The sequence below is a fragment of the Alloalcanivorax marinus genome, from assembly GCF_016906305.1.
GTDB lineage: Bacteria > Pseudomonadota > Gammaproteobacteria > Pseudomonadales > Alcanivoracaceae > Alloalcanivorax > Alloalcanivorax marinus.
The window spans coordinates 1-20,426 of record NZ_JADDOL010000033.1; the positions used below are offsets into that span (position 1 = coordinate 1).

The 20,426-nt window shown below is 67.7% G+C and carries 16 protein-coding genes; 12 read left to right on the forward strand and 4 right to left on the reverse strand.

Annotated features, from left to right (window positions below):
* Positions 1–74: 74 nt before the first annotated feature.
* Positions 75–1,361: an acetyl-CoA C-acetyltransferase gene (locus IM760_RS17565; RefSeq protein WP_204431532.1), complete on the reverse strand. Its 1,287-nt coding sequence runs from the start codon at positions 1,359–1,361 to the stop codon at positions 75–77.
* Positions 1,362–1,578: 217 nt separating this feature from the next.
* Between IM760_RS17565 and IM760_RS17570 the strand changes: the two genes are divergently transcribed.
* A complete protein-coding gene (locus IM760_RS17570) occupies positions 1,579–2,997 on the forward strand; it encodes a 3-oxoacyl-ACP reductase (protein WP_204431533.1) in 1,419 nt (472 codons plus the stop codon).
* Between the two features lie 246 nt (positions 2,998–3,243).
* Positions 3,244–3,804: an FxsA family protein gene (locus IM760_RS17575; RefSeq protein WP_204431534.1), complete on the forward strand. Its 561-nt coding sequence runs from the start codon at positions 3,244–3,246 to the stop codon at positions 3,802–3,804.
* On the opposite strand, the gene IM760_RS17580 is transcribed toward IM760_RS17575, so the two are convergent.
* The 3 genes from IM760_RS17580 to IM760_RS17590 all read right to left on the reverse strand — a co-directional run bounded on the left by IM760_RS17580 (position 3,767) and on the right by IM760_RS17590 (position 7,172).
* Complete coding sequence (locus IM760_RS17580) at positions 3,767–4,831, reverse strand: AraC family transcriptional regulator (RefSeq protein ID WP_204431535.1); 1,065 nt, start codon at positions 4,829–4,831, stop codon at positions 3,767–3,769. The genes IM760_RS17575 and IM760_RS17580 overlap by 38 nt on opposite strands.
* 73 nt (positions 4,832–4,904) lie before the next feature.
* Positions 4,905–6,044, reverse strand: coding sequence for a fatty acid desaturase family protein (locus tag IM760_RS17585; protein WP_204431536.1), 1,140 nt, complete (start codon positions 6,042–6,044; stop codon positions 4,905–4,907).
* A gap of 27 nt (positions 6,045–6,071) precedes the next feature.
* Positions 6,072–7,172, reverse strand: a complete 1,101-nt coding sequence (locus IM760_RS17590; RefSeq protein ID WP_204431537.1) for a flavin reductase family protein — start codon at positions 7,170–7,172, stop codon at positions 6,072–6,074.
* A gap of 181 nt (positions 7,173–7,353) precedes the next feature.
* Between IM760_RS17590 and IM760_RS17595 the strand changes: the two genes are divergently transcribed.
* The 10 genes from IM760_RS17595 to mscK all read left to right on the forward strand — a co-directional run bounded on the left by IM760_RS17595 (position 7,354) and on the right by mscK (position 20,418).
* Entirely contained in the window at positions 7,354–8,046 is a 693-nt protein-coding gene (locus IM760_RS17595) for a TetR family transcriptional regulator (RefSeq protein ID WP_204431538.1), read from the forward strand.
* Positions 8,047–8,176: 130 nt separating this feature from the next.
* Positions 8,177–9,052: a MaoC family dehydratase gene (locus IM760_RS17600; RefSeq protein ID WP_204431539.1), complete on the forward strand. Its 876-nt coding sequence runs from the start codon at positions 8,177–8,179 to the stop codon at positions 9,050–9,052.
* A gap of 57 nt (positions 9,053–9,109) precedes the next feature.
* Positions 9,110–10,195 carry a tRNA 2-selenouridine(34) synthase MnmH gene (mnmH, locus tag IM760_RS17605; RefSeq protein ID WP_204431540.1) on the forward strand — a complete coding sequence of 362 codons (1,086 nt, stop codon included), beginning with the start codon at positions 9,110–9,112 and terminating at the stop codon, positions 10,193–10,195.
* An 83-nt stretch (positions 10,196–10,278) separates the two neighbouring features.
* Positions 10,279–11,181 (forward strand): putative selenate ABC transporter substrate-binding protein, encoded by a 903-nt coding sequence (locus IM760_RS17610; protein WP_204431541.1) that lies wholly within the window; start codon positions 10,279–10,281, stop codon positions 11,179–11,181.
* Between the two features lie 10 nt (positions 11,182–11,191).
* Positions 11,192–11,860: an ATP-binding cassette domain-containing protein gene (locus IM760_RS17615; protein ID WP_239549968.1), complete on the forward strand. Its 669-nt coding sequence runs from the start codon at positions 11,192–11,194 to the stop codon at positions 11,858–11,860.
* Positions 11,857–13,335 (forward strand): ABC transporter permease subunit, encoded by a 1,479-nt coding sequence (locus IM760_RS17620; RefSeq protein ID WP_204431542.1) that lies wholly within the window; start codon positions 11,857–11,859, stop codon positions 13,333–13,335. The genes IM760_RS17615 and IM760_RS17620 overlap by 4 nt, the downstream gene beginning before the upstream one ends.
* Positions 13,332–15,542 (forward strand): selenide, water dikinase SelD, encoded by a 2,211-nt coding sequence (selD, locus tag IM760_RS17625; protein WP_204431543.1) that lies wholly within the window; start codon positions 13,332–13,334, stop codon positions 15,540–15,542. The genes IM760_RS17620 and selD overlap by 4 nt, the downstream gene beginning before the upstream one ends.
* Positions 15,543–15,577: 35 nt before the next feature.
* The gene (locus IM760_RS17630) at positions 15,578–15,955 is read left to right on the forward strand and encodes a PA2779 family protein (RefSeq protein ID WP_204431544.1); all 378 of its coding nucleotides are present in this window, start codon (positions 15,578–15,580) and stop codon (positions 15,953–15,955) included.
* A gap of 13 nt (positions 15,956–15,968) precedes the next feature.
* The gene (locus tag IM760_RS17635) at positions 15,969–16,898 is read left to right on the forward strand and encodes a PA2778 family cysteine peptidase (RefSeq protein ID WP_204431545.1); all 930 of its coding nucleotides are present in this window, start codon (positions 15,969–15,971) and stop codon (positions 16,896–16,898) included.
* Between the two features lie 61 nt (positions 16,899–16,959).
* Positions 16,960–20,418, forward strand: coding sequence for a mechanosensitive channel MscK (gene mscK, locus IM760_RS17640; protein WP_204431546.1), 3,459 nt, complete (start codon positions 16,960–16,962; stop codon positions 20,416–20,418).
* The last annotated feature ends 8 nt before the right edge of the window (positions 20,419–20,426 follow it).

Sequence of the window (20,426 nt, forward strand, 5' to 3'; positions counted from 1 at the left end):
TGGTATCAGATTGATGGGGTGAAGGTGCCCCATCAACCATTAAATCCGTATACCCTTAACTTTTCACTTTCAACTTATTTTTCCAGGATGGCGACCACGCCCTGACCGCCGGCGGCGCAGATGGAGATCAGGCAGCGGCCGGAGCCTTTCTGGTTGAGCAGCTTGGCGGCGTTGGCCAGGATCCGGCCGCCGGTGGCGGCGAACGGGTGGCCGGCGGCCAGGGACGAGCCCTTCACGTTGAGCTTGCTGGTGTCGATTTCGCCCAGCGGGCGATCGCGGCCCAGACGCTCCTTGCAGAAGGTGTCATCGGTCCAGGCCTTCAGGGTGGTCAGCACCTGGGAGGCGAACGCCTCGTGGATTTCGTAGAAGTCGAAGTCCTGCAAGGTCAGACCGGCGCGGTCCAGCATGCGCGGCACCGCGTAGGCGGGCGCCATCAGCAGCCCTTCCTTCTTGCCGACGAAGTCCACCGCCGCCACTTCGCAATGGGTCATGTAGGCCTGCACCGGCAGACCGCGCTGCTCGGCCCATTCCTCGCTGGCGAGCAGCACCGCGGAGGCGCCGTCGGTGAGCGGCGTGGAGTTGGCCGCGGTCATGGTGCCGTCGGCGCCACCGAACACCGGTTTCAGGGTGCTCAGTTTCTCGATGGTGGAGTCGCCGCGCATGTTGTTGTCGCGCTCCAGCCCGTGGAACGGCGTCATCAGATCCTGCTGCCAGCCTTCCTCGTAGGATTTGGCCAGGTTCTGGTGAGAACGCCAGGCCAGTTCGTCCTGGGCTTCACGGCTGATGCCCCACTCGGCGGCGGTGATCGCCTGGTGCTCGCCCATGGACAGGCCGGTGCGCGGCTCGCCGTTCTTGGGAATGTCCGGGATCATCAGCTTGGGATTGATCAGTTTGACCGCCTGCTTGAGCTTGTCGCCAGTGGTCTTGGCGCGGTTGATCTCCATGAAGATCTTGCGGGCCTGCTCGTTGACGCCCAGGGGCGCGTCGGAGGTGGTGTCCACGCCGCCGGCCACGGCGCAGTCGATCTGGCCGAGGGCGATTTTGTTGGCCACCAGGATGGCCGCTTCCAGGCCGGTCCCGCAGGCCTGCTGCAGATCGTAGGCCGGGGTTTCCGGGGCCAGCTTGGAACCGAGCACGCATTCGCGCACCAGGTTGAAGTCCTTGGCGTGTTTCATCACCGCGCCGGCGGCCACTTCGCCCATCCGTTCGCCGTGGAGTTTGAAACGATCCACCAGGCCGTTCAGGGCGGCGGTGAGCATTTCCTGGTTGCCCACCTCGAAGTAGGCGGTGTTGGAGCGGGCAAAGGGAATGCGGTTGCCACCGACGATGGCCACCTTGCGTGCGTTGTCGCCTGCCAGCATAGTTGAATTCCTCCACAGGGGCGTTTCCGGATCGGTTCGCCCAGGTTAACAGATGAGCGCAGTCTATCTCCCCGCCCGCCGGCCTCATTGGCTTCGGCGCCTACCGGCTTTTCCGACCGGTCAATACACCTTTTACAGGCCGGTGCTTCAATACGCAGCCTCATTCTTCGTATAGTGCCTTTCTCGCACTGTACATTGCACGGCAAAGGACAGGATCATGAGCGATACCTATCAGGCGATTGCCAATTCCCCCATGGGCAAGGCCCTTTTCAGCGCCATCAATCTGCCCATTCCGGTGATACTCGAACGCTGGCAGCCCGGCCAGCACTCCTTTATCAGCGGTCGGGTGCTGGTCGGCGCCGCGCCCGGATCCAGCGCCGTGGACACCGTTTTCGCCAGCCTTCAGGGCGCGCCGGAAGCGCGCCCGGCGGTGCTCGCCAACACCGGTAACGCCAGCGATCTGCAGAAGCAGGCGGCGGCCGCCGGCGTCAGCGCCGACAACTACACCGCCACCAAGGAAGACGAGACCCGCTTCAAGGCCCTGGTGTTCGACGCCACCGGCATCGAGAACCCGGACCAGCTCAAGGCGCTGTGGGAATTCTTCCACCCGGTGATCAAGAAACTGGACAAGTGCGCGCGAGTCATCGTGATCGGGCGCACCCCGGAAACCCTGGGCGGCGCCGCCCGGGTCGCCCAGCGCGGCCTGGAAGGCTTCACCCGGTCGGTGGGCAAGGAAATCAAACGGGGCGCCACCGTGCAGCTGGTGTACTGCGAAGCCGGCGCCGAGAGCCAGCTGGCCGCGCCGCTGCATTTCTTCCTGTCACCCAAATCCGCCTACGTGTCCGCCCAGGTGGTGCGCGTGGGCGCCGCCGGCTTCGACGCCCAGAACTTTGACTGGGACAAGCCGCTGGCCGGCAAGAAGGCGCTGGTCACCGGCGGCTCACGCGGCATCGGCGCCTCCATCGCCCGGGTGCTGGCCCGGGACGGCGCCCAGGTCACGGTGCTGGACATTCCGCCCATGGCCGAGGACCTGAACAAGGTGGCCGAGGAAATCCAGGGGCAGACCCTGGAACTGGACATCACCAGCGACGAAGCGCCCCGGGTGATCGCCGACGCCGCCCGCAAGATGGGTGGGCTGGACATTCTGGTGCACAACGCCGGCGTGACCCGCGACAAGATGCTGGGCAACATGCCGGAAAACTTCTGGGACATGGTGATGAACATCAACATCGCCAGCCAGTTGCGCATCAATGAGCAGCTGGTGGCCGAGGACGGCATGGGCGACGGCGGCCGCATCATTTCGATCAGCTCCATCGCCGGCATCGCCGGCAACCTGGGCCAGACCAACTACGGCACCTCCAAGGCCGCGGTGATCGGCATGATCGACACCTACTCCGAGGAGTACGCCGACAAGGGCATTACCGTGAACGCGGTGGCCCCGGGCTTTATCGAAACCCAGATGACCGCCGCCATCCCCTTCACCATCCGTGAAGCGGGCCGCCGCATGAACGCCATGAACCAGGGCGGCCAGCCGGTGGATGTGGCGGAAACCATTGCCTTCTTCGCCAGCCCCGCCTCCCAGGGCCTGACCGGCAACGTGGTGCGGGTGTGCGGCCAGATGATGCTGGGCGCGTGAGAAAAGCGCGGTTGAAAGTTGAAAGTTAAAAGGGGCCGCCCAGCCGCTCCCCCACGGCTTTCGGCCGGGCCAGGTGTTTTGCCTTGAACGCGGACACCCGGGCCCGGTGCCCTCCCCAGGCGCTGTCGCGCTTTCAACTTTTAACTTGTCACTTTCAACTGGCGCGGGCGGAACGCCCGCGCCCCCTTGAATCCCCCCTGCCCCGCCGCCACCTCTGAACCAATATCGAACGTTTTCGAGGTGCCCATGGGCTTCGGCCGTGTTTTTCTGACCCTTCTGGTATTCGCGCTGATCGAGGTGATGGTGCTCGCCGCCGTGGCCGACCTGATCGGCTGGCCGGTGACCATCGTCGCCGTGGTGGCCACCGCGCTGATCGGCAGCGCCCTGTTCCGCCGGCAGGGGCTGGACACCTGGACGCGGCTCAATGAACGCATGAACCGGGGCGAAATGCCCGGGCGGGAACTGGTGGAAGGGATGATGCTGCTGCTCGGCGGCGCCTTCCTGATCACCCCCGGCTTCATCAGCGATGCCGTGGGGTTCGCCCTGCTGCTGCCGCAAAGCCGGCGCGCCCTGGCCGACCGCATGATTCGCCGCGGCACGGTGCAGGCCTTTGCCTCACGGAGTGGCGGGGTGTTCTTCTACCAGCGCGGACCGGGCCAGAGCGGCACCGGCAATACCTACGAGGGCAGCGTGTACGAAGGCAGCGCCCGGGAAAACGGCGGAGAGAACGGCAAGGCCGGTGACGAGGGAGACCGGCCGCGCCGGCCGCTCACCCTGGATCAGGATCCGCCGCGCGACCGGCGCTAGCCGCCAGCCGGCGCGCCTCGGCGGCGTCTTCCTCGGCCTTCATGCGGCGGTATTCGATGGGCGTCATGCCCACCCAGCGCTTGAAGGCCCGATAGAAGGTGGACGGTTCCGAGAACCCGGTCAGATAAACGATCTCGTCGATGGATTCGTCGGTGCCCGCCAGCAGCCGCTTGGCCAGCTTGCAGCGGTAGTCCGCCACCAATTGGTTGAAGTTGGTGCCGGCGTCCGCCAGCCGGGTGCGCAGTTGCCGGGCTTTGATGCCCAGCCGCTCGGCCACCTCTTCCAGGTTGGCGTGGCCGGATTCCAGCAGCTCGGCGATCAGCCGGTTCACCTGGGCCACCAGATCCTGTTTCTCCAGCCGGGCCACCTGCTCGCTGGCCAGTTGTTCATGCAGGCGCAGCAGTTCCGGCTCGTGGTGCGCGGACGGCAGGGTCAGCAGTTCGGCATCGAAATACACCCCCACCGAAGGCATATCGAACTTCACCGGGCAGCCGAAGGCGCGCTGGTATTCCTCCAGCTCACCCTGATTGGCGTGGCCGAAATGAATCTCCAGCGGTTCGAAGGCGTCATCGGTGACGAAGCGGAAGAATTTGATCAGGCCCATCATCACGCATTCGTTGAGATGGGCCAGACGACGGCCCCAGAACGGCTGGCGCAGGAACACCCGGTCGCCCTCGTCGAACAGCTCCGCGCGGGCCGCGTCCGAGAGCAGCCGCTGATAGCTCAGCGCCCGATCCAGGCCTTCACCGAAGTTGGGGCTGGACAGGAACAGGTACTCCAGCACCTGCCCCTTGTACACCGGCATGTGTTTGCCAAGATGCAGGCCCACGTGCGGGTCGTCGGAGACTTTCTCCAGTGCCTGCCAGAACCATTCCTGGCCATCGTGGGGCGTGCGCAGATCGGGCACGTCCAGTATCGAGGCGTCCAGGCCCAGCTCGGCCAGCACCGCGTCGGCGTCGATACCCGCATTCTGCATGGCGCGGTACGCCATGCGCAGGAGCACGCCGGAATCGGTCAGTTCTGCCATCCTTCTGCAACTTCCCCAAACGGTAAACACCAAATCCGGAGACTAGCATACCGTTACGGGACCCGGAACCGCATCACACTGGTGCGGAATTCGCACGGCGGCCGAGACGGCGGCTCAACCGATCCGGCAGCGCCATCCGATTGATGCGCTTGAGCACGGTGCCGAACTGCCGGCCCAGCCGGCCGGTGTTGTAGTGCAGCCCGTAGCGGCCGGCGATTTCCCGCACCCGCGGCGCCACCTCCCGGTAGCGGTTGGAGGGCATGTCCGGAAACAGATGGTGCTCGATCTGATGGCTCAGGTTGCCGCTCATGATGTGGAACAGCGGCCCGCCCTCCAGGTTCGAGGAGCCCAGCAGCTGGCGCAGATACCACTGCCCCCGGCTTTCGTTCTCGATGTCCCGCTCGGTGAACATCTCCGCGTGCTCGGTGAAGTGCCCGCAGAAGATGATCAGATAGGCCCACAGGTTGCGGGTCAGGTTGGCGCTCAGGTTGCCGGCGAACACCAGCGGGAAGAACGGGCCGGCCAGAGCCGGAAACAGCAGGTAGTCCTTGAGCACCTGCTGGCGCACCTTCTTCATGATCTTGCGCCGCTGCACCCGGTATTCCGCCCAGCTCTTCTCCCCCTTGAGCAGCTTCTCGTACTCCAGGTCGTGGAACGCCACGCCCCACTGGAACAGCGCCGCCAGCACCCAGTTGTAGGCGGGCTGGGCCAGGTACAGGGGGTTCCAGCGCTGGTCCTCGGAGAGCCGCAGGATGCCGTAGCCCACGTCCCGGTCCTTGCCCACCACATTGGTGAAGGTGTGGTGCATGTAGTTGTGCGAGTGCTTCCACTGCTCCGCCGGGCAGGTGTTGTCCCAGTCGTAGGTGGAGGAGTCCAGGTCCGGGTCGTTGAGCCAGTCCCACTGGCCGTGCATCACGTTGTGGCCGATTTCCATGTTCTCGAGAATCTTGGACACCGACAGCAGCGTGGTGCCGGCCAGCCAGGCCGGCGGCAGCACGCCCAGGAACAGCAGCCCGCGGCCGGCCAGCTCCAGACTTTTCTGGGTTTTCACCAGACGACGGATGTAGCGGGCATCCCGTTCGCCGAGATCGTTCATCACCTCATCGCGCAGGGCCTCGATCTCCCGACCGAAGGCCTCCACCTGGGAGCGGGTCAGCCGCACGCCCTGGCGTTCGAAAATCACCGGATCGAGATTGTTTACCTTGGCGTTCATCGCGAACCTCCTTACGCAATCGGTTCGTTACAGGTCCAGTTCCACGTCGCCGTCGGCGCCGTGCACACAGAGTCGGATTTCCTGACCCACCACGTCCCGGCTTTCGCCGTTCCGCAGGTCGCGTACCCGGCCACGGGCCACCCGGCATTTGCAGGTGTGGCAGATGCCCATGCGGCAGCCGTGGCGCGGGCTCAGGCCGGCGGCCTCGGCGGCCTCCAGCAGGGATTGGCCGGCCTCGGCCGGCGCCTCGCCACCGCTGCGCGCGAAGCGCATCAGGCCGCCCTCTCCGCCGCCGGCGGACAGGGTCTGGAAGCGCTCATGGAACAGCGGGCCGGCGCCGTGCCGGCGGTGCCAGTCAATCACCGTGTCGAGAAAGCCCTGGGGGCCGCAGGCGAACACCGGCGGTCGCGACGCGTCGTCCACCGATCCGGTCAGTCCGTTTTCCGTGAGCCAGTGTTCATCCAGCCGGCCGGCCAGATCGCCGTCCCGGGGCGCGTCGGCGCTGAGCACGAGACGGAAATCGAGACGCTCGTCCAAGGCCAGCTCGCGCAGGCTCTCGCCGAGCAGCAGGCTGGAATAATTCCGTTCGAAGTGCCGCCATACCAGCCGTCCCGTCTGGCCGGACGACAACCAGGACTTCACAATGCTGTGAACAGGTGTTACTCCTGACCCGGCGGAAAGGAGCAGAATGCGCTCTGGCGCCGGGTCCGGCAGCACGAAATCGCCGGCCGCCGGTGACAGGGTCAGCAGATCGCCGGCCCGGCAGCGGTGCACCAGATGGTCGCTGACCCCGCCGCCGCCATTGGCTTTGACGGTGACGGTCAACACCGGGTCGTGGGGCGCCGAGGACAGCGAGAAGCAGCGCTGCTGGCGCACCCCGTCGATGTCCACGCCGAGCATCACGTATTGTCCGGCGCGGTGCGGTTTCCAAAGGCGATTGGGCGCCAGCTCCAGGGTCACGGCCCGGTCGGTTTCACGGCGCACGCGCACCACCCGCGCGCGGATTTCCCGGGCGGAATGGCGGGCGTCGAACAGGGCCAGATAGTCCTCCGGATCGAAGGGCGTGGTCAGGGCCCGGCCCAGCCGGCGCATCAGGCCGTCCCGCTGTGAAGAAACCTGCGACTGCATGGCGAACTCCGCAAAGTTTACACTTGTGCACTTTTTACGCCGACATCGATTTATAGTCAACACCTGTTCACAAATATTTTTTTACATAGGAAAATCAACCAGTTGTATGTATCCGGGAGAGAAAATTGAATAACATGGCGCGATTGGCCTGTATAAATAATCATCAACGGGGAGCTAAACCATGAGCAGAGAGACGGCGGCCCGCGGACGGCGCCCCAAGCGCGGGCGCACGCGGCAGGCGCTCATGGACGCCGCCCTGGATCTGGTCGCCAAGAAGGCGCCGTTCTCTTCCCTGAGTCTGCGTGAAGTGACCAAGCGCGCTGGCGTGGTGCCCACCGCTTTCTATCGGCACTTCCCGGACATGAGCGCTCTGGGGCTGACGCTGCTGGACGAGTCCTTCCGTACCCTGCGCCAGATGATGCGCGAGGTCCGTCAGCACGAGCTGCCCGACGAGCGCATGATTCGCGGGTCCATGGAGACCTTCTTCACCTATGTGCGCAATAACCGCACCCACTTCCTGTTCGTTTCCAAGGAGCTGTACGGCGGCTCGCCCACCATGCGTCAGGCGATTCGCCGGGAGATCCGTCTGTTCGTCAGCGAGCTGGCCATGGACATGGCCCGCTTTCCGTTTCTCACCCAGGTCAGCGCCCAGGATCTGCAGATGATGGCGTCACTGGTGGTCAACGGCGTGGTGGCCCTGACCCAGGAAATGCTGGAGCTGGACGAGGACGACGAGGCGGGCCAGCACGAGATGCTGATTCTCGCGGAAAAGCAGGTGCGTCTGATTTATTTCGGCGTGGCCCAGTGGCGTTCCGGCAGCGATGAGCCGGCGGAGCGTCTCGGCGTGGAGCGGGTGCCGCCGGGCGCGGAATAGGCGGCACCCGCCGATAGGCTCTTGCAGCAACCTTTCAGGCGGCACGGCCAATCAGGCCCTCCGGCCGCCTCCCTATACTGTCCCCATTGTTTTCCGTCTCTTTTTGAAAGGCAGGTAGAAGGACACTGTTATGAGTGATGTCCAGTTCCGCGAACTGCGCCACGCGCCGGCCATGCCGGTTAATTTCGCCAAGGCGGTGATGCGGGCCGGCGTCAAGCCCGGCAAGAATCCGACGCTGCCGAACGTGGGGTTGCGCCTCAATGACGTGGGTCTGGACAGCAAGCACCTGAAAGCCTACCGCAAGGTTTGCGGCTTCAGCGCCGACGGACGTTTGCCGATCACCTACCCGCACATCCACGCCTTCCCGCTGCACATGGCGCTGATGATGGAAGACGGCTTTCCGTTCCCGGCCATGGGCCTGGTGCATGTGCGCAACCGCATCACCCAGTACCGGCCCATCGCCGAGCGCGAGCAGCTCAACATCAAATGTTCCCTGGGCAACCTGAACCAGGTGGAGAAAGGCTGGGAGTTTTCCATCTTCACGGTGATCACCACCGCCGGCGAGCGGGTCTGGTCCAGCGAATCGATCAACTTCTTCCGCGGCGGCGGTCACGGTCGCAAGGAAGAGAAGAAGGCCGCCGGCGAGCCGGCCCCGGCCACCGACACCGTGGAGTGGAAGGTGCCGGGCAATACCGGCCGCCGCTACGGCGCCGTGTCCGGCGATCGCAACCCGATCCATCTGTATCCGCTGACCGCCAAATTGTTCGGCTTCAAACGGCAGATCGCCCACGGCATGTGGTCCAAGGCCCGGGCGCTGGCGCAGCTGCAGTCGCAGCTGCCGGAAGAGGCGTTCCGGGTGGACGTGCAGTTCAAGCTGCCCATGTTCATCCCGGCCACCGTCAAGTTCGAACAGCAGCCGGCGGCCGACGGCCTGGACTTCCGGGTGCTGGCCCGGGACGGCGTCAAACCCCACCTCACCGGTCAACTGCGCCTTCTCGGTGAGTGACCGGCCGCCGGCGCGGGCTATCGCCTTGCGCCGGCGGCATCCGTAGAATCCGGCCCCATGGCCGACGATACCCGAGACTTTGCCGCCCTTTTCCTCAACGACACGCCGCTGCTGGACGTGCGCGCGCCTGTGGAATTCGCCAAGGGCGCCTTCCCCACCGCCACCAATCTGCCCCTGCTGGACGACGACCAGCGACACCGCATCGGCATCCGCTACAAGGAAGCCGGCCAGCAGGCCGCCATCGAGCTGGGCAATCAGCTGGTCAGCGGCGCCCTCAAGCGCCGGCGTCTGGACGCCTGGCGGCGGTGGCGCGAGGCGCACCCGGACGGCTATCTGTATTGCTTCCGGGGCGGCCTGCGCAGCCGCACCACCCAGGCTTGGCTGGGCATCGAAGGGCTCTCGGTGCCGCTGGTGGTGGGCGGCTACAAGGCCCTGCGTCACTTCCTGCTGGACACCCTGGACCGCCGGCTGGCAAGCCAGCCGCTGTGGGTACTGGCCGGCCCCACCGGCAGCGGCAAGACCCGGGTGATCGAGCGCCTGTCGCGGGCGGTGGACCTGGAAGGCCTGGCCCATCATCGCGGCTCCGCCTTCGGCCGGCGCCCCGGCGGTCAGCCCACCCAGATCGATTTCGAGAACGCCCTGAGCATCGCCCTGCTCAAGCAGGCCGCCGTCGACGCCGGCCCGGTGGTGATGGAGGACGAGAGCAAGCTGATCGGCCGCTGTTGTCTACCGCCCCGTCTGCAGGCCCGGTTGCGCGAGGCTCCCCGGGTGGTGATCGAGGAGCCGCTGGAAGAGCGGGTGCGGGTCACTTTGGAAGACTATGTGCGGGCCCCGTTGCGGGAATACGCCGCCTACTACGGCGCGGATCAGGCGTTCGAGCGTCTGGCCGCCGACCTGCAAGCGGCCATGGATCGCATCCGCCGCCGGCTGGGTGGTGCCCGCCACCAGCAACTGCGCCAGGCCCTGGACGAGGCCCTGGCGCACCAGCGCCGGTACGGGGACGGCGACGCCCACCAAGGCTGGATCCGGGAGCTGCTGGCCGGCTATTACGATCCCCTGTACGAATACGCCATGCGCACCCATCGGCACGGGGAGATTCTGTTCCGGGGCACCCGGGACGAAGTGCTGGCGTTTCTGCGCTGAATCACCGCGCCCGCCGCGCTGACCGGACCGGCGGCGGGCCGCCAGGAAGGTCCGGGAAGACGCCCTATTGAACGGAGACCACCATGAACAACGCTTTCGCCACCCGCCTGCGGCGGGCCGTCCGGCTGATCACCGCCGCCGGCGTCGGGGCGCTGCTGAGCGCCTGCGGCCCGGCCGAACAAGCCCCCACCTTTACCTTCACCGCGATCCCCGATCAGGACGAAAGCCGTCTTGAGCAGCGCTTCGGTAAAGTGGCGGATTATCTGCAGGACGAACTCGGCGTGCCGGTGGCTTACGTGCCGGTGAAATCCTACCCGGCGGCGGTCACCGCGTTCCGCAACGATCAGGTGCAGATGGCCTGGTTCGGCGGCCTGTCCGGCGTCCAGGCGCGCCGTCTGGTGCCCGGCTCCCGGGCCATCGCCCAGGGCGAGGAGGACACCGCCTTCAAATCCTACTTTATCGCCAACACCGCCACCGGCCTGACGCCGGCCCGCGACCGGCTGCCGGAGGCCTTCGCCGAACAGCCGTCGTTTACCTTCGGCGCCAAGGGCAGCACCTCCGGACGGCTGATGCCGGAGTTCTTCTTCCGCGAGCGCTTCGGCGCGTCGCCCCAGGAGAAGTTCGACAAGGTCGGCTTCAGCGGCGACCACAACCGGACCCTGTCGCTGGTGGAAAGCGGCGCCTATGCCACCGGCGCGCTCAATTACCAGGTCTGGGAACAGGCCTTGAAGGACGGCGACATCGACACCGACAAGGTGCGGGTGATCTGGGAAACCCCGGCCTATCCGGACTACCACTGGACCGTGCGCGGCGACCTGGACAAGCGCTTCGGCGAGGGCTTCACCGACCGGGTCACCGAGGCGCTGCTGGCGATTCGCGACCCGGCGCTGCTGGCCGCCTTTCCGCGCAGCCGCTTCGTGCCCGCCGACAACGACGACTATCAGGCCATCGAGGACACCGCCGGGGCCATCGGTCTGCTCGACTGAGGGCGGCGCCATGACCGACCCCAAGGCGACGCTGTTCCGGTTCCGTGGCGAACGCCTCGGCCACGGTGACCGGGCGGTGTTCGAGGCCCTGGACCTGGACATCCGGCGCGGTGAAACCGTGGCCCTGCTGGGCGCCTCCGGCAGCGGCAAATCCACCCTGCTGGCCGCGCTGCGCCGTCAGCGCGAGGCGCTGTGCGCCTGGTGCCCCCAGGAGCAGGCCCTGGTGCCCATGCTCAGTGTGTTCCACAACATCTACATGGGCGGGCTGCACCGTCACGGCACCTGGCACAACCTGCGCACCCTGGTACGCCCCACCACCGCCGACCGGGACGATGTGGGCCGGCTGGCCGCCGACCTGGGCCTGACGGACAAGCTGTTCACCAGTGTCGACCGGCTTTCCGGTGGCCAGGCCCAGCGCACCGCCCTGGGCCGCGCCCTGTACACCCGGCGCCCGGTGCTGCTCGGCGACGAACCGGTATCCAACCTGGACGAACACCAGGGGCTGGCGTTGACCCGCCTGGCCCTGGCGGCCCACGACAGCGCCGTGGTGGCGATGCACGACCGGGCCCTGGCGCTGGCCTGCTTTCAGCGGGTAATGGGGCTGCGGCGGGGCCGGCTGGTGCTGGACGCGCCGGCGGCGGACCTGACCCTGACGGATCTGGACGGGCTTTACCGGTGACCGGCGTCGCCACCACCGCCGCCGGTTGGCGCCGGGCCAGCGGCGGCTTGCTGCTGGCCGGCCTGCTGGCCTTCGCGGTGGCGGATCTGGCCATCACCCGGGGCGCGCCCGGGGCCGAGCTGGCACGCATGGCCGGCGGCTTCCTGCGCCCGGATTTCCTGGCCACCGGCGCGCTCTGGAGCGCCCTTGCCAACACCCTGGCGTTCGCTTTCCAGGGGGTGGCCCTGGGCGTGGTGGCCGGCTTTCTGCTGGCGCTGGGCTGGCACCGGCGCCCGGTGCGGACCCTGGCCGCCTCGGTGCGCGCCGTTCACGAACTGTTCTGGGGCCTGTTGCTGATGCAGGTGCTCGGCCTGTCGTCGCTCACCGGGGTGCTGGCCATCGCCCTGCCCTACGCCGGCATTTTCGCCAAGGTATTCGGTGAGTTCCTGGAGGAGGCCGACCCGGCCCCCGCCGCCGCCCTGGCCGCCGACCGGCGCCGTCTGGGGCGCTTCTTCTTCGCCCGCCTGCCGCTGGTCTGGGCGGACATCAAGGCCTACACCGCCTACCGGCTGGAGTGCGCCCTGCGCGCGTCGGCGATCCTCGGTTTCATCGGCCTGCCGACCCTGGGCTTCCATCTGGAGACCGCCTTCCGGGAAGGCCACTACGACGCCGGCGCGGCGCTGCTGTACCTGCTGTTCGCCCTGATCCTGACCCTGCGCGTCTGGCTGCGCGGCCCGCTGATCCCGGTCTATCTGCTGGCCGCCCTGTACTGGGCCCCGCCGGTGGGTCAGGGAAACTGGGCCACCCTGGTGCGCTTCGTCACCGTCGACCTGGTGCCGGCGCCGCTGGCTCGGGGTCAGGGCTGGCCGGCCCTGGGCGACTGGGCCTGGATGCTGTGGCGCGATCAGGTGGGTCCCGGCCTGTGGCACACCCTGGTGCTGGGGCTGGCGGCCCTGTTGCTCACCGCGGTGCTGGCGCTGGTGCTGTTCCCGCTGCGCTCGCCGCTGTTCGGCAACCGCGCCACCCGGGCCCTCAGCCACGGGCTGCTGGTGGTGCTGCGCACCACGCCGGAGTTCTTTCTGGCGTTTCTGTTTCTGATCCTGCTGGGTCCGTCCATGCTGCCCGGCATTCTCGCCCTGGCGCTGCACACCGGGGCCATCATCGCCCATCTGATGGCGCGCTTCAGCGAGGGGCTGAGGCTGCGCGCCGACAGCGCCCGTGGCGTCAATCGCTATGCCTACGAGGTGCTGCCCCGGCTGTACCCGAATTTCCTGGCGCTGCTGCTGTACCGCTGGGAAATCATCATGCGCGAAACCGCCGTGCTGGGTATCCTCGGCATCCATACCCTGGGCTTCTATATCGATTCCAGCGTGGCGGAATTCCGCTTCGACCGCACCCTGGTGTTGATCCTCGCCACGGTCTGCCTGAACCTCGCCGTGGATGCCTTTTCCCGCCGGCTGCGCGCGCGGCTGCGCCTGAAGGAGACGCGGACATGATGATCCCCCCGGCCGATCAGGATCTGGTGCTGGTGGGTGGCGGTCACAGCCATGCCCTGGTGCTGCGCCGGCTGGCCATGAAGCCGGTACCCGGCCTGCGGGTGACGCTGGTTTCGCCGGACAGTCTGGCGGCCTATTCCGGCATGCTGCCCGGGCTGGTGGCCGGCCATTACGACGTGGCGCAAACCCATGTGGACCTGCGCCGGCTTTGCCAGGCCACCGGCGCCCGCTACGTGCGCGCCCGGGTCACCGGGCTGACGCCCGCCGCGCGACAGCTGCGGCTGGACGACGGCGGCACCCTGGCCTACGACTGGCTGAGCCTGGACGTGGGCGCCACCCCGGACCTGGCGGCGGTCCCCGGCGCCGCGGAGCACGCCGTGCCGGTCAAGCCGGTGAGCGATTTCCATCGGCGCTGGCAAGCGTTGCTCGACCGGTTGGCGGACCGTTCCGGCCCGGTGGCGGTCACGGTGGTGGGCGGCGGCGCCGGCGGTACCGAGATGGTCCTGGCGGTGGCCCGCGCCCTGCGGCGCCGCAACCGCCCGGCCGTCCTCACCCTGGTCACCGCCGGCCCGCTGCTGCCCGGCTACAGCGCGGGCGTGCGCCGCCGCCTGGCCCGGCGTCTGGCGGACGCCGGCGTGACCCTGCGCGACCACGCCCGGGCCAGGCGGGTGGACGCCGACCGGCTGCTGCTGGCCGAAGGAGAGCGGCCGGAACCGACCTCCCTACCCCACGACTTTCTGCTCTGGTGCACCGGCGTGCGGGCGCCGGCCTGGCTCGCCGACAGCGGGCTGCCCTGCGATGAGCGCGGGTTTGTCCAGGTGGAGACCACCCTGCGCAGCCCGGCGGACCCGAGCGTGTTCGCCGCCGGCGATTGCGCCGCCTTTCCCGGGGGGCTGCCCAAGGCCGGCGTCTACGCGGTGCGCGAGGCCGCCACCCTGGCCCGCAATCTGGCCGCTTCGGTGCAAGGCCGCCCCTTGAAAGCCTACCGGCCCCAGCGGCGCTTCCTGTCGCTGCTGTCCGCCGGCGGCCGCGACGCGGTGGGCAGCCGGGGCCCGGGGCCCACCCTGTCCGGCGGCTGGGTCTGGCGCTGGAAGGACCGCATCGACCGTGCCTTCATGGCGCGCTTCGAGGAAGACCTGCCGACCATGAAACCGGCGCCGGTGCCCGCCGACGACCCGCGCTGCGCCGGCTGTGGCGCCAAGGTGGGCGCCGGGGCCCTGGCCGAGGCCCTGGCCGACCTTCATCCGTGGGTGCGCGAGGGCATCGAGGCCGGGGTCGACCAGGCCGACGACGCCGCCGTGCTGCGCTGGCCCGCGTCCCGGCGGCTGGTGCAAAGCCTAGACTACTTTCCCGCCTTCATCGACGAACCCCACCTGTTCGGCCGGATCGCCGCCCTGCACAGCCTGAGCGACCTGTACGCCATGAACGCGGCCCCCCATTCGGCCCTGGCCACGGTGTGCCTGCCCCGCCATCACCCCCGACTGCAAGGCCGGGATCTCAAGCGCCTGATGGCCGGCGCGGTGGCGGAATTGGACCGGGCCCGCTGCACGCTGGTGGGGGGCCACACCATCGAAGGGCCGGAGATGGCCGCCGGCTTCACGGTGAACGGCGCCGCCCCCGCCGAGGCGCTGTGGCGCAAGGACGGTGCCCGGCCCGGCGACGCCCTGGTTCTGACCAAGCCCCTGGGCACCGGCATCCAACTGGCGTCGCTGATGCACGGCGCCGCCCGGGGCCCCTGGCTGGACGCCGCCTTCGACGCCATGCTGGCCAGCAACGGCGACGCCCGGGACGCCCTGGACGGGCTGCGCCCGCACGCCTGCACCGACGTCACCGGCTTCGGCCTGCTCGGCCATCTGCTGGAAGTGTGCGAACACAGCGGCGTGGACGCGGAGCTGTGGGTGGACGCGGTGCCGCTGCTGCCCGGGACCCTGGCGCTGGTGGAACGGGGCGTCACCAGCACCCTCAAGCCCGCCAACGATCAGGTGCTGGCGCGCTGCCACCCGGACCTGGACGCCGCGGACCCGCGGCGGGCGGTGCTCACCGATCCTCAGACCAGCGGCGGTTTGCTGTTCGCCTGCGCCGACGGGGACGCGGCCCTGGCGGCGCTGCGCCGGGCCGGCGTGAACGCCGCCGTGATCGGCCGCGTGACTGTAAAAAATCACAAAGCTTTGGCGGGCCTGAGTTTGCGTGTCAGGGCTTCATGCTAGTGTTCTGGCATCTTCTTGAAGCGGAGCGATACCCAATGAAAAAGCAAATTACCGGCGTGCTGACCGCCTTCGTGCTGCTGTTTACCCAGGGCCTGTTCGTGCCGGCCGCCCAGGCCGCCATGGTCACCACCGACGGCATGGTCGCCAATGAGCAACGGGCCGCCATGGAACAGAAAGTCCTGCGCCTGATGGAACAGGACGCCGCCGCCAAGGTACTGGCGCAGAACGGCGTGACGCCGCAGGACGTGCAGAAGCGCCTGGGTCGCCTGAGCAACCAGGAACTTCAGCAACTGGCCACCAAGGCCGATCAGATGCCGGCCGGCGGCAGCGTGCTGGGCGTGGTCCTGGCGGTGATCCTGATCCTGGTGCTGCTCGACCTGCTCGGCGCCACCGACGTGTTCCCGGCGATCTGACCACCGACGCCGGATGATCCGTCACGGAAAGGGCGGTGGCCGCCAGGTCACCGCCCTGTTTATTGCCCCCCTGCTGGCGCTGATGCTGAGCGCCTGCCAGACGCTGCCCCCGCCGCAGCGCGCCGAGACCCCGCCCCAACTGCGGCTGGACGTCCCCTTTATCGCCCAGGACGCCTATCAGTGCGGCCCCGCCGCCCTCGGCATGATGCTGCAATGGAACGGCCTGCCCGGCGACAAGGAAGCGCTGGTCCACGAAGTGTGGCTGCCGGAGCGCCAGGGCGCCCTGGGCATCGAATTGAAAGCCGCCGGCCGCGCCCGTGGCCTGCTGCCCTACCCGGTGGAAACTCCGGAATCGCTGTTCAGTGAAATCCAGGCCGGCCACCCGGTGCTGGTGCTGCAGAACCTGGCGTTGAAACACTGGCCGGTGTGGCACTTCGCGGTGGTGATCGGCTACCGCGACGACGGCGAGCGCATCGTTCTGCACAGCGGCACCGACCAGGCCACCACCAGTCATTGGAACCGTTTCGTGCGCACCTGGGCGCGTGCGGACTACTGGGGCTTCGTGCTGCTGCCCCCCGGCGAGCTGCCGGCCCGGGTGGAAGCGGAGCCCCTGCTGCAGGCGCTGGCGCCGATGCGGACCGGCGCCCTGCCCCACTGGCAGGCGGCGGTGGCCCGCTTCCCGGACAACGGCCGGCTGCGCTTCGGCCTGGCCAACGCCCTGTGGGCGGCGGACCGCCGGGAGGAAGCGCTGGCCGCCTATGAACGCACCGTGGCACTGGCGCCGGAGCTGGCGCCGGCCTGGAACAACCTGGCCTACGCCCGCCGCGACGCCGGTGACGACCCGGGCGCCCGCCAGGCGGTGTGCCGCGCCCGCGAGCTGGCGCCGGACAGCGACAACGTGCGCGACAGCGTGGCGGAGATCACCGGCGGCGACGGATGCTGACCGGGCGACCGGCGGCCTGCTAAGCTTTCTCATTGCGTGGAAAACGGAAGGCGACACACCCGTGTGGATTCGACTGCTGCTAGTGGCGCTGCTTTGCGTGGCGGTGCAGGGCCAGGCCCAGACGACCGGAAGCTTCACCCTGCCCGGCATCGGCGACCTGGAAAAACAACTGGCCGGGGGCGACGGCGGCGGTGATCAGGCCGGCGGCGGTGAGGCCGCCGCCGACGGCAACGACGAACAACGGGCGGTCCTGGAAGAGACCCTGGCGCTGCGCCGGGAGATCGACGCCAACCGGGAGCGCATCGAGGACCTGAAGAAGCAGAAGAATCAGGCCCCGCAACAGCGCAACCAACTGCAACAGAAGCTGGAAAGCGCCCGCCGCGAACAGCAGCAGGACTGGCGCCAGCGTTACCAGGACCTGTCCCTGGCGGCCCTCGCCAACGAGCTCACCGGGCAACTGGACGCGCTGGAGGAAAACCAGCAGACCCTGGCCCGGGTCAGCAGTGAACTGACCCGCGCCCAGACGCTGCCGGAGCGCGCCCAGACCACCATCAGCGACAGCCTGTCGCGCATGGACGAAATCCGCCAGACCCTGAACCGCCGCGACGAGAGTCTGGACGAGGCGGAACGCACCAAGCTGCAAACCGAACTCGCCACCCTGGACACGCGCATCCAACTGCGCAATCAGGAGCTGTCGGTGGCAAGCACCCTGGAAGAACTGTCGCGGCTGCGCAAGCGGGTACTGGAGGCGGAAGAAGCGGTGATCCAGGCGCGCCTTGACGTGCTGCAGCCGATGATCAACGAGCGGCGCGACGAATCGTTGAACGCGGAAATCGACGAGGACGCGCCGGCCCTTCCCGCCAGTCTGGCCGACCATCCCCGTCTGGAGGAAGCGCGCCAGCGCAACGACGGCCTGCGGGATCAACTCAAGACCACCAGCAACGACGTCAATGAGCTGATCCGCGAAGTGATCAACGCGGAGACGCGGCTGGACCGGGCCCGCTCCCTGTCGAGCACCGTCAACGACCAGATCCGCATGCTCGACGGCAGCCTGCTGCTGTCGCGTATTCTGTACGAACAGCAGAAAAGTCTGCCCGAGTACAAGCCGCGCCCCGGCCTGGACAAGCTGATCAGTGATACGCGCCTGACCCAGTTCGATATCCGCCAGTCGATCCAGACCCTGGAGACCGAAAAGCCGGAGCTGGACCAGGCGGACGAACTCGACGAGGACCAGCGCCGGCAACTGCGCGGCGCCCTCAACCGTCTGCGCGACGCGCGCCTGGAACTGCTCAATCAACTGGACCAGGAGCTGGGCCGCAAGCTCAACGTGCTGGTGCGTCTGAACCTGTCCCAGCAGCAGTTGCAGCGCATCACCGAGGACCTGCACGACACCATTTCCGAACAGACCTTCTGGATGCCGAGCACCCAGCCGCTGCCTTCCTGGATCCGGGATTTCCCGGCCCAGGCGCTGCAGGAGCTGAAGGACATTCCCTGGCAACGCATGGGCAGCGATGCCGCCGATCTGGCCAAGGGCAAATGGCCCTGGCTGTTCCTGCCGCTGATGGTGGCCGGCCTGCTGTGGCTGGGGCGGCGCAAGCTGCGCGCGCGCATCCGCGCGCTCAATGGCGACATCGGTTTTCTCAAGCGCGACAGCCAGCGGCACACGCCGCTGGCGATTATCTACACCACCCTGCTCGCCGCCCCGGTGCCGCTGGTACTGAGCCTGTTGGGCTGGGGCCTGTGGGCCCAGCCGGGCACCCTGAGCACGGTGCTGGGCGCCGCCCTGGCCAAGATCGCCCTGCTTTGGCTGGTGTTCGAGCTGTGCTACCGGCTGCTGGCCCGGGACGGCATCGCCCAGCGACATTTCCGCTGGAGCGCCGACGCCAATCTGGTGCTGCGCCGCCGCTTGCTGGTGGTGGGCCTGGCCATGGTGCCGATGACCCTGGTGATCGCCTTCGGCGAGGAATGGCCGGCCCAGCTCAGCAACGACCGCATCGGCCTGGTGATGATGATCGCCTGTCTGCTGATCATCAGCGCCACCCTCAGCCGCGCCGCCCTGGCCTACCAGGCGCACCGCTATTCCAAGGCGGTGAAAGGCGGCGCCGTGGTGCTCTGCTGCGGGGTGCCGCTGGTGCTGGTGGCGCTGATCGTGATCGGCTACTACTTCACCGCCGTGCGCCTGTCCGGACGCATGATCGACACCTTCTACCTGTCACTGCTGTGGCTGTTGCTGGACGCCACCGCCGTGCGTGGCCTGGCGGTGGCCGCCCAGCGCCTGGCCTACAAACGGGCGGTGGCGGACCGGGAAGCGGAACCCAAGGAAAACGTGGAAGGCGTGGAGGTGGAAGAGCCGCAACTGGACCTGCAGCAGGTCAACCAGCAGTCGCTGCGGCTGATCCGGCTGGCGGTGCTGGGCCTGTTCGGCGTGCTGCTGTACTGGGTCTGGGCGGACGTGATCAACGCCTTTTCCTACACCGACAACATCGTGCTCTGGCAGACCACCGAAGGCAGCGGCCTGAACGCCACCAATACGCCGATCAGTCTGGGCGATGTGATCACCTCCCTGGCCATCGGCATCGCCACCTTCATGCTGGTGGCCAACCTGCCCGGCCTGCTGGAAGTGCTGTTCCTGTCACGCATGAACCTGCGCCAGGGCTCCAGCTACGCGGTCACCACCCTGCTCTCCTACCTGGTGATCGTGGTCGGCGTGATGGTGGCGCTGGGTTCCCTGGGGCTGTCCTGGAGCAAGATGCAGTGGCTGGTGGCGGCCCTGGGCGTGGGGCTGGGCTTCGGCCTGCAGGAAATCTTCGCCAATTTTATTTCCGGCATCATCATTCTGTTCGAGCGGCCGATCCGCATCGGCGACGTAATCACCATCGGCAATTTGTCCGGCACCGTCAGCCGCATCCGTATCCGCGCCACCACCATCATCGATTTCGAACGCAAGGAAATCATCGTCCCCAACAAGGTGTTCGTCACCGAGCGGCTGATCAACTGGACCCTCAGCGACACCGTCACCCGGCTGACCCTGAAGGTCGGCTTCGCCTACGGCTCCGATCTGCAAGCCTGCCACGATTTGCTGGTGCAGGTGGCCAAGGACAACCGGCGGGTGCTGCGCGATCCGGAGCCGCTGATCCTGTTCATGGCGTTCGGCGCCAGCACCCTGGACCACGAGCTGCGGGTCTATCTCGGCGAGATCGGCGACATTCTGTTCGCCACCGACGAACTGAACCGCGCCATCGACAAGGCGTGCCGGGAACGGGGCGTGGAGATCGCTTTCAATCAGATCGACGTGCACCTGCGCTCCACCACCGACGATGTGCGCATCGCCGACGTGGAGGGCGACGGCGAACCGGCGCCGGCGGCGCCGAAGCGCGGCAAGGGGGATGTGCGCGGCCACTACGGAAACACCCGCGGGCACTATCATGATTCCGAAGAGCATGATTCCGAAGAGGGCGATGCCGGCGAGCGGGGCCCGGACGGCAAGCCACGGCCCCGGGGCACCGGCGAGGACGACTGACGCCGGTG

Excerpts from the sequence above, each read along its gene's own strand:
- IM760_RS17565 (WP_204431532.1), bottom strand. The coding sequence starts at position 1,361 with ATGCTGGCAGGCGACAACGCACGCAAGGTGGCCATCGTCGGTGGCAAC.
- IM760_RS17570 (WP_204431533.1), top strand. The coding sequence starts at position 1,579 with ATGAGCGATACCTATCAGGCGATTGCCAATTCCCCCATGGGCAAGGCC.
- IM760_RS17575 (WP_204431534.1), top strand. The coding sequence starts at position 3,244 with ATGGGCTTCGGCCGTGTTTTTCTGACCCTTCTGGTATTCGCGCTGATC.
- IM760_RS17580 (WP_204431535.1), bottom strand. The coding sequence starts at position 4,831 with ATGGCAGAACTGACCGATTCCGGCGTGCTCCTGCGCATGGCGTACCGC.
- IM760_RS17585 (WP_204431536.1), bottom strand. The coding sequence starts at position 6,044 with ATGAACGCCAAGGTAAACAATCTCGATCCGGTGATTTTCGAACGCCAG.
- IM760_RS17590 (WP_204431537.1), bottom strand. The coding sequence starts at position 7,172 with ATGCAGTCGCAGGTTTCTTCACAGCGGGACGGCCTGATGCGCCGGCTG.
- IM760_RS17595 (WP_204431538.1), top strand. The coding sequence starts at position 7,354 with ATGAGCAGAGAGACGGCGGCCCGCGGACGGCGCCCCAAGCGCGGGCGC.
- IM760_RS17600 (WP_204431539.1), top strand. The coding sequence starts at position 8,177 with ATGAGTGATGTCCAGTTCCGCGAACTGCGCCACGCGCCGGCCATGCCG.
- mnmH (WP_204431540.1), top strand. The coding sequence starts at position 9,110 with ATGGCCGACGATACCCGAGACTTTGCCGCCCTTTTCCTCAACGACACG.
- IM760_RS17610 (WP_204431541.1), top strand. The coding sequence starts at position 10,279 with ATGAACAACGCTTTCGCCACCCGCCTGCGGCGGGCCGTCCGGCTGATC.
- IM760_RS17615 (WP_239549968.1), top strand. The coding sequence starts at position 11,192 with ATGACCGACCCCAAGGCGACGCTGTTCCGGTTCCGTGGCGAACGCCTC.
- selD (WP_204431543.1), top strand. The coding sequence starts at position 13,332 with ATGATGATCCCCCCGGCCGATCAGGATCTGGTGCTGGTGGGTGGCGGT.
- IM760_RS17630 (WP_204431544.1), top strand. The coding sequence starts at position 15,578 with ATGAAAAAGCAAATTACCGGCGTGCTGACCGCCTTCGTGCTGCTGTTT.
- IM760_RS17635 (WP_204431545.1), top strand. The coding sequence starts at position 15,969 with ATGATCCGTCACGGAAAGGGCGGTGGCCGCCAGGTCACCGCCCTGTTT.